General features: G+C 61.6%; 9 protein-coding genes. 3 read left to right on the top strand and 6 right to left on the bottom strand.

The window, feature by feature from the left end; translation table 11 throughout:
• Positions 1 to 30: 30 nt before the first annotated feature.
• Together ftsZ and lpxC are read left to right on the top strand one after the other, a co-directional pair.
• On the top strand, positions 31 to 1224 hold the full coding sequence (gene ftsZ / locus ACLH0I_RS23970; RefSeq protein WP_411385564.1) for a cell division protein FtsZ: 1194 nt from the start codon (positions 31 to 33) through the stop codon (positions 1222 to 1224).
• 112 nt (positions 1225 to 1336) lie between these two features.
• Entirely contained in the window at positions 1337 to 2248 is a 912-nt protein-coding gene (gene lpxC / locus ACLH0I_RS23965; protein ID WP_095106092.1) for a UDP-3-O-acyl-N-acetylglucosamine deacetylase, read from the top strand.
• Positions 2249 to 2828: 580 nt separating this feature from the next.
• Here the strand turns inward: lpxC and ACLH0I_RS23960 are convergent.
• The 5 genes from ACLH0I_RS23960 to ACLH0I_RS23940 all read right to left on the bottom strand — a co-directional run bounded on the left by ACLH0I_RS23960 (position 2829) and on the right by ACLH0I_RS23940 (position 10870).
• Positions 2829 to 4322 carry a sensor domain-containing diguanylate cyclase gene (locus ACLH0I_RS23960; protein ID WP_411387552.1) on the bottom strand — a complete coding sequence of 498 codons (1494 nt, stop codon included), beginning with the start codon at positions 4320 to 4322 and terminating at the stop codon, positions 2829 to 2831.
• 230 nt (positions 4323 to 4552) lie between these two features.
• On the bottom strand, positions 4553 to 5920 hold the full coding sequence (locus ACLH0I_RS23955) for a heavy metal sensor histidine kinase (RefSeq protein ID WP_186705130.1): 1368 nt from the start codon (positions 5918 to 5920) through the stop codon (positions 4553 to 4555).
• Positions 5907 to 6590, bottom strand: a complete 684-nt coding sequence (locus ACLH0I_RS23950; RefSeq protein ID WP_186705131.1) for a heavy metal response regulator transcription factor — start codon at positions 6588 to 6590, stop codon at positions 5907 to 5909. Before ACLH0I_RS23950 ends, ACLH0I_RS23955 begins: the two co-directional genes overlap by 14 nt.
• A 9-nt stretch (positions 6591 to 6599) precedes the next feature.
• Entirely contained in the window at positions 6600 to 9716 is a 3117-nt protein-coding gene (locus ACLH0I_RS23945) for a multidrug efflux RND transporter permease subunit (protein WP_411385563.1), read from the bottom strand.
• Positions 9713 to 10870 carry an efflux RND transporter periplasmic adaptor subunit gene (locus tag ACLH0I_RS23940; protein ID WP_250962876.1) on the bottom strand — a complete coding sequence of 386 codons (1158 nt, stop codon included), beginning with the start codon at positions 10868 to 10870 and terminating at the stop codon, positions 9713 to 9715. Before ACLH0I_RS23940 ends, ACLH0I_RS23945 begins: the two co-directional genes overlap by 4 nt.
• A gap of 467 nt (positions 10871 to 11337) precedes the next feature.
• Here ACLH0I_RS23940 and ACLH0I_RS23935 point away from each other — a divergent pair, with 467 nt between their 5' ends.
• Positions 11338 to 11595, top strand: coding sequence for a hypothetical protein (locus ACLH0I_RS23935; protein WP_250962875.1), 258 nt, complete (start codon positions 11338 to 11340; stop codon positions 11593 to 11595).
• A gap of 28 nt (positions 11596 to 11623) precedes the next feature.
• Here ACLH0I_RS23935 and ACLH0I_RS23930 read toward each other — a convergent pair whose 3' ends face one another.
• The gene (locus tag ACLH0I_RS23930) at positions 11624 to 12592 is read right to left on the bottom strand and encodes a LysR family transcriptional regulator (protein ID WP_186705135.1); all 969 of its coding nucleotides are present in this window, start codon (positions 12590 to 12592) and stop codon (positions 11624 to 11626) included.
• Between the last annotated feature and the right edge of the window lie 193 nt (positions 12593 to 12785).

The raw sequence follows: 12785 nt of genomic DNA, 5'->3' as shown, positions 1-12785 counted from the left end.
AAAAAACTAGAGAATGAAAGGAGAGGGAACATGTTCGAACTCGTAGACAACATCCCCGCTAGCCCGGTTATCAAAGTAATCGGTGTCGGCGGTGGCGGCGGCAACGCTGTCAACCACATGGTCAAGAGCAACATCGAAGGCGTCGAGTTCATCTGCGCCAACACTGATGCCCAGGCGCTGAAATCCATCGGCGCGCGGACCATCCTGCAATTGGGCACTGGCGTAACCAAAGGCCTCGGCGCCGGCGCCAACCCGGAAGTCGGTCGTCAGGCCGCGCTCGAAGACCGTGAGCGCATCGCTGAAGTCCTGCAAGGCACCAACATGGTGTTCATCACCACCGGCATGGGCGGCGGTACCGGTACTGGTGCTGCACCGATCATCGCCGAAGTGGCCAAGGAAATGGGGATCCTCACCGTTGCGGTGGTGACTCGTCCGTTCCCGTTCGAAGGCCGCAAGCGTATGCAGATCGCCGACGAAGGTATCCGTCTGCTGTCTGAAAGCGTTGACTCGTTGATCACCATTCCCAACGAGAAGCTGCTGACCATCCTGGGTAAAGATGCAAGCCTGCTGTCGGCTTTCGCCAAGGCTGACGACGTACTGGCCGGTGCCGTTCGCGGTATCTCCGACATCATCAAGCGTCCAGGCATGATCAACGTCGACTTTGCCGACGTACGGACAGTTATGAGCGAAATGGGCATGGCGATGATGGGCACTGGCTGCGCCAGCGGTCCGAACCGTGCACGCGAGGCCACCGAAGCGGCCATTCGCAACCCGTTGCTCGAAGACGTGAACCTGCAAGGTGCACGCGGCATCCTGGTGAACATCACCGCCGGTCCTGACCTGTCCCTGGGTGAGTACTCCGACGTGGGTAGCATCATCGAAGCCTTCGCTTCCGAGCACGCGATGGTCAAGGTCGGTACCGTTATCGATCCGGACATGCGCGACGAGTTGCACGTGACCGTGGTTGCCACGGGCCTGGGCGCGAAAATCGAGAAGCCCGTGAAGGTCATCGACAACACCGTTCACACTTCCATGGCTTCGCAACCGCAACAACAAGCGGCTTCGCGTCAGGAAGCGCCTGCGGTGAACTACCGTGACCTGGACCGTCCGACCGTCATGCGCAACCAGGCCCAGGCCGGTGCTGCGACTGCCGCGAAGATGAATCCGCAAGACGATCTGGATTACCTGGACATCCCGGCTTTCCTGCGTCGTCAGGCCGATTGATGAAATGTATCAGGGGGATACAGGTGATTGGTGTTCAGCAAAGGTCTGGTCTGCTATCATCGCCAGCCTTTGTTGATACCAGTTCGCAATTTGCGCTGAAGCGGCCCATGCCATGATTAAACAACGCACCCTGAAGAATATTATCCGTGCCACAGGTGTCGGTCTGCACTCCGGCGAGAAGGTCTACCTGACCCTCAAGCCCGCGCCTGTCGACACCGGCATCGTGTTTTGTCGTGCCGACCTCGACCCTGTGGTGCAGATTCCTGCTCGCGCGGAAAACGTTGGTGAAACCACTATGTCGACCACACTGGTCAACGGTGACGTCAAAGTGGACACGGTGGAGCATTTGCTCTCGGCCATGGCTGGCCTGGGCATCGATAACGCCTACGTCGAGCTCTCCGCGTCCGAAGTCCCGATCATGGATGGCAGCGCCGGACCCTTTGTATTCCTGATTCAATCGGCTGGCCTGGAAGAGCAGGACGCAGCCAAGAAGTTCATCCGCATCCTGCGGGAAGTGACAGTGGAAGACGGCGACAAGCGCGCCACTTTCGTCCCTTTCGAGGGTTTCAAGGTGAGCTTCGAGATCGATTTCGATCACCCGGTTTTCCGTGACCGCACCCAGAGTGCAAGCGTGGATTTTTCCAGCACTTCGTTCGTGAAAGAAGTCAGCCGCGCCCGTACCTTTGGTTTCATGAGTGATATCGAGTACCTGCGCAAGCACAACCTCGCACTCGGCGGCAGTGTTGAAAACGCGATCGTGGTCGATTCCGATGGTGTATTGAACGAAGACGGTCTTCGCTATGAAGACGAATTCGTCAAGCACAAGATCCTCGATGCAATCGGCGACCTCTACCTGCTGGGCAATAGCTTGATTGGTGAGTTCAAGGGCTTCAAGTCCGGCCACGCACTGAACAACCAGCTGCTGCGCAAGTTGATTGAGCAGAAAGATGCTTGGGAAGTCGTGACGTTCGAAGACGCCAGCACCGCACCAATCTCTTACATGCGTCCTGTCGCGGCCGTGTAAGCAAAAAAACCTCTCTAGTTTTTGAAGGCTGCCTTTGGGTGGCCTTTTTTTATGGTTGCTTTTGGGTGTGTATCTTTTTGGTGTGTGTTCCGTTGCTGTGGTAACTAACGGGGCGCCCGAGATCAACGTCCTCCCCGAGCTTGCTCGCGATGAGGCCGGCACATCCAACATGTTTGCCGACTGAAGCACCGCCTTCGCGAGCAAGCTCGCTCCCACATTCGGTCTTCAGTGGACACAAAATTCATATCCAACCCAGAACCCCTGTGGGAGCGAGCTTGCTCGCGATGAGGCCGGCACATCCAACATGTTTGCCGACTGAAGTACCGCCATCGCGAGCAAGCTCGCTCCCACACTCGGTTTTCAGCGGACACAAAATTCATATCCAACACAGCACCCATGTGGGAGCGAGCTTGCTCGCGATGAGGCCCGCACATCCAACATGTTTGCCGACTGAAGCACCGCCTTCGCGAGCAGGCTCGCTCCCACATTCAATCTTCAGTGGGCACAAAATTTATGCCCAACACAGAGCTCCCACAGGAGGAACGCGGTCCCCTCAAGAACCAGCCCCCAAAAAACGGCTTTACATCGCACAAACCACACGATTTCGCCCACTGGCCTTCGCCTGGTACAGCGCCTTATCCGCAGCGAACAAAAGTTGCGAAAGCTCACCATATGGCCCATTCAGCCAAGTAGCGATGCCAATACTTACCGTCATGGGTGCTCCCCCCTCGGACACCGGCGGTAATTGTTCAACCGCGTCGCGAATGTTCTGGGCCATGGTAAAGGCGCCCGCAGTGGTGGTCTCCGGCAGAATCACCGAGAACTCTTCACCGCCATAACGCGCCGCCAGGTCGGCGGGGCGTCGCACATGCTGGCCGATCAACTGCGCCAAGGCCCGCAGGGCCTCGTCACCCTGTTGATGACCATGGCGATCGTTGAACGCCTTGAAGTGATCGGCATCGATCATCAACACAGACAACGGTTGACCCGAACGTTGCGCACGCAACCACTCCTGCTGCAACGTTTCGTCCAGGGTTCGCCGGTTGGCCAGGCCTGTGAGGGCGTCGGTAGAGGCCAGTTGTGCCAGTTCCCGTTCGGCATTGTGGCGGCGGCGCAATTCCCGGCGCAGCAGCCAGGTGAGCCAGAGCAAACCGATGCACAGCGCACCGGTGGCGCCACTGACCAGCAATGCCGTGCGCTGCCAGGACGCGAAGACCTCTCGGGAGGAGAGCGCTACCACGACGATCAGTGGCAGGTTGCCTACCTGGGAAAAGGTGTATAGGCGCTGTGTCTGATCGACACTGGATATGCTGGTAAAACTGCCGTTGCCCTCGCGCAGGATACGTACGAAATTCGGTCGGTTGCTGAAGTCCTTGCCAATCATGTCGTCAGCCAGGGGCGGTTCCTGGGCCAGCAGGATTCCATCGCGGCTGACCAGGTTGACCGTCCCATGGCCGATGTTCAGGCTCTTGAACAACTGGCTGAAGTAGTTCAGGCGCATCGCGGCTTCGGCCACGCCCATGAACTCGCCCTGGTCATCGCTCAGTCGATAGCTGAAGCTGATGCGCCAATCCTTGGTGGCACTCCTGGAACGGAACGGGCGACTGATCATCATGTCCGGAGTCGGGTTCTGGACATGGGACTGGAAATACTCCCGGTCGGCGTAGTTGCCTTTGCGCGGTTCGACCGAGGCGGAATCGGCGATCACATCGCCCCGCTTGTCGAGCAGCAGGATGTCGCCTTTATAGGGAACGGTGGTGGCGCGGTCGAACAGGGCCAGGTGGCGGATCGTTGGCGAAACGTCTTTCAGGTCGTCGCGTTTTGCCGTGGCGATCAAGCCTTGTAGCGAAAGGTCGTAGAGTTCGACGTTGCGCAGCACGTCGGCATCGATCAGTTGCACGATATTGTTCGCCGCGCGTGTGGCCGCCTGCTGGGCCGTCGCGTGTTCGCGAATCAACAGGAACGTCACGATACTCAGGATGGCAATGACAACCAGCGAGCTGGCCAGTACGAGTACCCGTTCCGAACGTATCGAAGACGGGGTGTTGCCGGGTGTCGCACTGCGCGCGCTCATGGTTCCGAATGTCTGCATTGTCATAGGGTTGGGATCCGTCCCAAAGGATTGCAAACCGGCAAATGAACCAGATGCTGGCCTTTTGCTGATTGTGCTTGGATCGATGAGAGCGGGCAATCAGTGTTTGCGCAATATCTGGTACGCGCTGCCGAAGGTGGCGATCTGTTGATTTTGATTCAGTTGGCTTTCGCCCAGCATTCAACTGGAAAACACCGGACCTTGTGGCGGTGTCAGGCTGGCAAGCGGATCCCGAACGTGTTGGCGCCCTGGTCGCTGTGCACAAAAACATCGCCACCATGCATCAGTGCGATGGCCTTGACGATGGCCAGCCCCAGCCCATGGTTGGCGCCGCTGTTGCTGCGCGAGGCATCGACGCGATAGAAGCGTTCGAACAGGCGCGGCAGGTGTTCGCCGGCAATCGGGTCGCCGGGGTTGGTGACGGCGAGGCAGATCTGCTCGCCAAGGGCTTCGATGCGCACATCGATCACTTGACCGGGCGCCGTGTGCTGCACGGCGTTGCTCAGCAGGTTGATCAGCGCCCGGCGCAGGTGGGCGATCTCGATGTTGGCCTGGGCATCGCCGCTGACCCGGACCTGGACCTGGGCGTCCTCCAGAATGAAGTCCAGGTAATCTAGGGTGGTTGCCACTTCGCTGGCCAGGGAGGTGCTGGTCAACTTGGTGGCCTTGCTGCCCTGGTCGGCGCTGGCCAGGAACAGCATGTCGTTGATGATCGAGCGCAGCCGCTCCAACTCCTCGAGATTCGATTGCAGCACTTCGAAGTAATGTTCGGCCGAGCGTCCGCGGGTCAGCGCCACCTGGGTCTGGCCGATCAGGTTGGTCAATGGCGAGCGCAGTTCATGGGCGACGTCGGCGTTGAACGACTCCAACCGTGAGTAAGCCTGTTCGACCCGGTCCAGAGTGGCGTTGAAGGAACTGACGAACTGGTTCAGTTCCGGCGGCAAGGGCGACAGTTGCAAGCGCCCGGACAGGCGGGGCGGGGTCAGGCGTTGGGCTTCATCGGAAAGCTTGATCAGCGGCTTGAGGCCGATGCGCGCGACCCAATAGCCCAGCAACGAAGCCAGGAGCACGCCGACAATCGCCAGGCTCACCAGCGCCACCAACAGGCGATGCTGGGTCTGGTAGAAGGTCTCGGTGTCGATGCCAATCATGAAGCGCAGCGGCGGGCGTTGGTCCTTGGCCGGGAACTGGCTCACCAGGACTTTCATCGGATAGTGTCGATGGGGCAACGTCAGGTCGCGTTTACCCAGGGGACCTTGGGCAAAGGTGCGGATCTGCCCATCGGGATCGCCGTACTCAAAGCGCGGATCGTCACTGACGATCCAGAAATGGATGCGCTTGTCTTCCTCGCCGAGCAATCGCAGCTTGTTGTTGATCTTCACCCAGTGTTCAGGCGTGCCATAGCGACCGACAGTAGACTCCAGGACACTGTAGCGGGCATCGAGCTCGGCTTCGGGCAACAGGCCCAGGCCTTTGGCGACTTGTTGATACAAAGCGCCACCGATCAACAGGAACACCAATGCCGCCACCAGCGTGAACAGGCCGCTGAGGCGCAGGGCGATGCTGTCAGGCAATTTCATTGCCGCGATTCTCCAGCACATAACCCATGCCGCGAATGGTGTGCAGCAACTTCTGCTCGAATGGCCCGTCGAGCTTGGCCCGCAAGCGTTTGATCGCCACTTCCACCACGTTGGCGTCACTGTCGAAGTTGATGTCCCAGACCATTTCGGCAATGGCGGTCTTCGAAAGGATTTCGCCCTGGCGGCGGGCCAGGACACTGAGCAGGGAGAACTCCTTGGCGGTCAGGTCCAGGCGCTGGCCGGCGCGTGTGGCCTTGCGGCTGATCAGATCGATCCACAGGTCGGCGATGCTCACCTGCACTGGTTCATGGCCGCCACTGCGGCGGGTCAGGGCTTGCAGGCGGGCCACCAGTTCCAGGAAAGAAAAGGGCTTGCCCAGGTAGTCGTCGGCGCCGTCGCGCAGCCCCTTGATGCGGTCCTCGACCCGTTCCCGGGCGGTGAGCATGATCACCGGCGTCTGCTTGCGGGCGCGCAAGGCCCGGAGCACGCCGAAGCCGTCCAGGCCCGGCAGCATCACGTCGAGCACGATCACCGCATAGTCGGTTTCCAGGGCCAGGTGCAGCCCCTCGATGCCGTCCGGCGCCACGTCCACGGTATAGCCCTGTTCGGTCAGGCCGCGGTGCAGGTAGTCCGCGGTTTTTTCTTCGTCTTCGATGATCAGAACGCGCATGGCTCCGCCTCAGTGGTCTGTGCTTGCCAGCGCCGCCGTCGGCGCCGACCCTGGCTGATGGGCAGGCCGATGGAACAGGCGCTCGAGCCACAAGTATATGACCGGTGTGGTGAACAGCGTCAGCGCCTGGCTCACCAGCAGGCCGCCCACCACCGCGATGCCCAGGGGCTGGCGCAGTTCCGCGCCGGCGCCATAGCCGAGCATCAGCGGCAGCGCACCGAGCAGGGCGGCCAGGGTGGTCATCATGATCGGACGGAAGCGTGTCAGGCACGCCTGGAAAATCGCCTCCTGGGGCGCCAGCCCTCTGTTGCGTTGGGCGTCGAGGGCGAAGTCGATCATCAGGATGCCGTTCTTCTTGACGATCCCGATCAGCAGCACCAGCCCGATCAGCGCCATGATCGAAAAGTCCTGGCCCAGCAGCCAGAGCATGATCAGCGCGCCGAGGCCAGCCGAGGGCAGGGTAGAAATGATCGTCAACGGGTGTACGAAACTCTCGTAGAGCACGCCGAGGATGATGTAGACGGCCACCAGCGCGGCGAGGATCAGCCATGGCTGGCTTGCCAGCGAACTTTGGAAAGCCTGGGCCGCGCCCTGGAAATTACCGGTGATGGCGGCGGGCATGCCGATTTCGTTCTTCGCCTGGTCGAGCAGGCGCACCGCGTCTCCCAAGGCCACGCCGGGCGCCAGGTTGAACGACAGGTTGGCGGCCGGGAACATGCCGTCGTGGGCAATGGACAGCGGGCCGTTGCTCGGCGCATCGAAGCGGGCCAGGGCCGAGAGCGGCACCATTTCCCCGCTCAAGGGCGAACGCAGGTAGAAATATGCCAGGCTTTCGGCCTTGCCCCGCTGCGCGGTGTCGAGCTCCAGGATCACGTTGTACTGGTTGGTCTCGGTCTGGAATTCATTGATCTGCCGCTGGCCGAAGGCGTCGTACAGGGCTTGGTCGACATCGGTGGCGGTGAGGCCGAAACGCGCCGCCGCGCTGCGGTCGATGTTGATGTGGGTGATGCTGCCGCCCAGTTGCAGGTCGTTGGAGATGTCGCGGAACGCCGGGTTGCCGCGCAGCTTGTCGGTGAGTTTTTGCGTCCAGGCGTTGAGGCTCGGCCCGTCGTTGCTCTTGAGCACGTATTGGTACTGGGCGCGACTGGGGCCGGAGCTGAGGTTGATGTCCTGCCCGGCCCTGAGGTACAGCACCACGCCAGGGATTTTCAACAATTGCGGGCGGATCCGGTCGATGAAGCCACTGGCCGACACGTCACGCTCGCCCCGGGGCTTGAGGGCGATCCAGAAGCGGCCGTTGGCGATGGTCTGGTTGTTGCCCGAGACACCGACGGAGTGGGAGAAGGTCTGCACCGCCGGGTCGGCGGCGACGATCTCGGCCAGGGCCTTGTGCTTGGCCACCATGTCAGGGAACGACACATCGGCGGCGGCTTCGCTGGTGCCCAGCACCAGGCCGGTGTCCTGTACCGGGAAAAAACCCTTGGGAATGAACACATAGCCCACCACCGCCAGTGCCAGGGTCAGGCCGAACACGCCGATCATCAGTTTTTGATGGGCGAGGGCCCGACGCAGGCCGCGTTCATACCAGCCCAGCAAGCGTTCGCCGAACCCTGGCGAGCCATGGGCGTGGTGCACCGGGGCACGCATGAACAGCGCGGCCAGGGTCGGCGCCAATGTGAGGGACACCACCACCGAAATCAGGATGGTCGAGGTGGCGGTCAGGGCAAACTCCTTGAACAGACGCCCGACCACGCCGCCCATGAACAGCAGCGGAATGAACGCGGCGATCAGCGAGAAACTGATGGAGACCACGGTGAAGCCAATCTCGCCGGCCCCCTTGATCGCCGCCTCGCGCATGCCATCGCCGGCCTCCAGGTGCCGGTGGATGTTCTCCACCACCACGATTGCATCGTCCACCACGAACCCCACCGAGATGACAATCGCCACCAGGGTCAGGTTGTTCAAGCTGAACCCCATCACGTACATCAAGGCGAAACTGGCGATCAGCGACACCCCCAGCACCGCCGAGACGATCAACGTCGCCGAGAGCTGGCGTAGGAACAACGCCATTACCGCCACCACCAGCAGCACCGCGATCAGCAAGGTGATCTCCACTTCATGCAACGAGGCGCGGATGGTCTGGGTGCGGTCGATCAACACTTTGACCTGCACCGCGGCGGGCAACATCGCTTGCAAGGTGGGCAGGGCCGCCTGGATGCGGTCGACGGTCTCGACGATGTTCGCCCCCGGTTGCCGGAAGATCACCAGGTTGACCCCCGGCTCGTTGTCGGACCAGGCCTGGACGTAGGCGTTCTCCGAGCCGTTGACCACCTTGGCGATGTCCTTGAGGTGTACCGGTGCCCCGTCCCGGTAGGACACGATCAGCTCGCCATACTCGGCAGGTTGGAACAACTGGTCGTTGGTGGACAGGGTGGAAATGCTCGACTCGCCGTACAGCGCGCCCTTGGCCAGGTTGAGGCTGGCCTGTTGCAGCGCCAGGCGAATGTCCGCGAGGGTCAGGCCGATGGCCGCGAGCCGGTCGGCCGAGGCCTGGACGCGGATCGCCGGGCGTTGCTGGCCGGTGATGTAGATTTGTCCGACGCCGTCGATCTGGCTGATCTGGCGGGAGAGCAGGGTTTCGACGTAGTCGCTCAGTTCGGTGCCGGGCATCAGGCTGGAGCTGATGCTGAGGATCAGCACCGGGCTGTCCGCGGGGTTGACCTTGCGCCAGGTCGGCAGGTTCGGCATGTCGTTGGGCAGTTTGCCGGCGGCGGTGTTGATGGCGGCCTGCACTTCCTGGGCGGCGGTGTCGATGCTTTTATCGAGGCTGAATTGCAGGATCAGGTTGGTCGAGCCCAGGGCACTGCTGGACGTCATTTGGGTGATGCCGGGAATGGCGCTGAATTGCACTTCCAGCGGCGTCGCCACCGACGACGCCATGGTTTCGGGACTGGCCCCGGGCAACTGGGCGTTGACCTGGATGGTCGGGAACTCCGCCTCCGGCAACGGCGCGACGGGCAGGCGAGGAAACGCGATCACCCCCAGCAATACCAGGGCAAATGTCAGCAGTACCGTGGCGATGGGGTGGTCGATGCACCACGCCGAAACCGAGCCGCGGCCCTTCATGGTTGCGGCTCCACAGTCTTGGCCAGGGCGGGCGGATCACTGAGCACCTGGATGTGGCTGCCCGGCTTGAGCCGTGACTGGCCGTCGCTCACCAGTTGGTCGCCGGCGTTGACCCCCTTGATGATGTGCAGGTCGCTGTCCTGGTAAACCATCGTCACCGGCACGCTCTCGACCATGTCGCCCTTGATCCGGTACACGAAGTGTTGCTCCAGGCCGCGCTGGACCACGGTGGGCGGCACCACCAGGGCGTCCTTGTCGATGGCCGTCTGGATTTTCAGCGTCACCAGTTGCCCAGGCCACAGTCGTTGCGCGGCGTTGTTGAATTCGGCCTTGGCCCGCAGGGTTCCGGTGTTGGCGTTGATCTGGTTATCGATGAGGCTCAGGCGCCCCTCGCCGAGCAGCTCCCCGGTGGCGCCATCGGCACCGATGTAGGCCTTGACCAAGGCTTGCTCAGGGGCGGCGATCAACCGTTGCAAGGTCGGCAGCATTTGTTGGGGCAGGGAGAACTCCACCGCGATCGGGTCGATCTGGGTCACCGTGAACAGGCCTTCGGCATCGCTGGTGCGCAGGAAGTTGCCTTCGTCTACGTTGCGAATGCCGACGCGCCCGCTCACCGGGGAGCGGATCTGGGTGTAGGACAGTTGCACCTGTGCCGAGTCGATGGCCGCCTGGTTGCCCTGGGCGGTCGCCTTGAGCTGGTTGACCAGGGCCTGTTGCTGGTCATAGGTCTGCTTCGAGACGCCGTCATCGACGCTCAGCAACTTGTAGCGCTTGAGGTTGACCTGGGCCACCGCCAACTGCGCCTGGCTCTCGCCGAGCTGGGCCCGGGCCTGGTCGAGGCTGGCGCGGATCGAGCGGTCATCGATGGTCGCCAGCAGGTCACCCTTCTTGACCCGTTGCCCTTCCTTGACCAGAAGCCGGGTGAGGATGCCGTCGATCTGCGGCCGGATCACCACGCTGTGCAGCGACAGGACCGTACCGATGCCGCTGGCAAAGCGCGGCACATCCTTTTGCACCACGCTGACGGCCCGTACCGGAACGGCGGCGGGGGCGCCGGGCTTGGCGGCCACGGGCTTGAGCACATACCAGAGGGCCAGGGCCGCCAGGGCGACCAACAGCATGACAAGCAGGATAGTTTTCTTCTGGGTGCGCATGGATATGAAGGGCCGGTTCGGGACGCAGGAGTTTGAGCTTTCTTATATAGCGTTGCGAGCCGGTCAGGAAGGTGACGGCTAACTGACAGGCGTGTCAGTTTTGTCCTGGATTGCTGTCGGACGAATGGATGTTGGGCTTGCTGGCCCCATCGCGAGCAAGCTCGGCTCCCACAGTGGCTCTGTGTTGGATATCAGTTTTGTGCCCACTGAAGATTGAATGTGGGAGCGAGCCTGCTCGTGATGGCGGTGGTTCGTGTTGGATGAAACTGGCCTGCGCGCCGGGATATCGGGCAGGTATACTGCCGCCTTTCGCGGCTCGCCTACCGAGCCCGGCATACTGAATTGTGGCGAGGGAGCTTGCTCCCGCTGGGCTGCGAAGCGGCCCCATCCCTGTGAGCGCTTCGCACTCAAGCGGGAGCAAGCTCCCTCGCCACGGGTTTGTTGTCCTACTCAAGTGAATAATTCAAATGACTTCCTCAATACCATCGCCCGCGGACGAACGCTCGCAAGGCGAACCGTCCGGCCAGACGGACAGCGATGTTTCCAACAGCGAGGACGTGAAAGCGGCGATCCCCGCCTTCAAATTCCCGTTCAAACCCGGTGAACTGGCTGCGGCCAAGGGCGCCGGCCAGCAGCCGTGGTACAAGAATGGCGCAAAGAATGGCCACACCAAGACTCCGGGCGCCGCGCCTCCTGGAACGCGCCGTTCAATGGGCAAGCGCTGAAGTCATCCTTCGAGCACGGGGCACGACTTCAGTTCGCGACCCGTGTGCCCGCCAGGCTGCCACTCAATTCGTAAGCCGTCAGTTCAGCCTGGTGCGCCGCGAGGATTTCCGGCAACGAGCCGCGCAGGTATTCGACCCAGGTCTTGATCTTCGCGTCCAGGTATTGGCGCGACGGGTAGATGGCGTAGAGGTTCAGTTCCTGGGAGCGGTAGTTGGGCATGACCCGCACCAGCGTGCCGTTGCGCAAGCCTTCGATGGCGGCGTACACCGGCAGCACCCCCACGCCCATGCCACTGGTGATCGCGGTTTTCATCGCATCGGCGGAATTCACCAGGAACGGTGAGCTGTTGATGGTGACCATCTCTTGGCCTTCCGGGCCGTCGAACACCCATTTTTCCAGCGGAATGACCGGGCTGACCAGGCGCAGGCAGGCGTGGTTGAGCAGATCGCTGGGTTTTTGCGGGCAGCCGCTGGCTTTCACGTAGGCGGGCGACGCGCAGACGATGCTGTAGGTGATTCCCAGGCGTTGGGAAACGAAGCCCGAATCCGGCAGTTCGCTGGCGAGCACGATGGAGACGTCGTAGCCCTCGTCGAGGATGTCCGGCACGCGGTTGGCCAGGGTCAGGTCGAAGGTCACGTCCGGATGAGTCTTGCGGTAGCGGGCGATGGCGTCGATCACGAAATGCTGGCCGATGCCGGTCATGGTGTGGACCTTCAACTGCCCGGCCGGTCGCGCATGGGCGTCGCTGGCCTCGGCTTCCGCTTCTTCGACATACGCCAGGATCTGCTCGCAACGCAGCAAGTAGCGTTTACCCGCCTCGGTCAACGCAATGCGTCGGGTGGTGCGGTTGAGCAGACGGGTTTGCAGGTGGGCTTCCAGGTTGGAAACCGCACGCGAGACGTTGGCTGTGGTGGTATCCAATTGCGCGGCGGCGGCGGTGAAACTGCCGGCTTCGGCCACACAGCTGAACGCGCGCATGTTTTGCAAGGTGTCCATGGAGGGCTCTCTTGGGAGGTGGCAAATTGTGACATGAAGTTACAGAGATGCGGGACCCGACTAATGGATTATCGCGTTAACGGTAACAAAGATTCGCAGAAAGGTCGGCTTATCGCCGGGGAGGGCGATGCATAGAATTGCCGCCAAAGCAGGAGCCGGCCTTGGCGAACACCTGTGGGAGCGAGCTTGCTCG

This window comes from Pseudomonas sp. MPB03 (assembly GCF_046605385.1).
Classification (GTDB): domain Bacteria; phylum Pseudomonadota; class Gammaproteobacteria; order Pseudomonadales; family Pseudomonadaceae; genus Aquipseudomonas; species Aquipseudomonas zanjanensis.
This window is presented reverse-complemented; position numbering and strand designations above follow the sequence as displayed.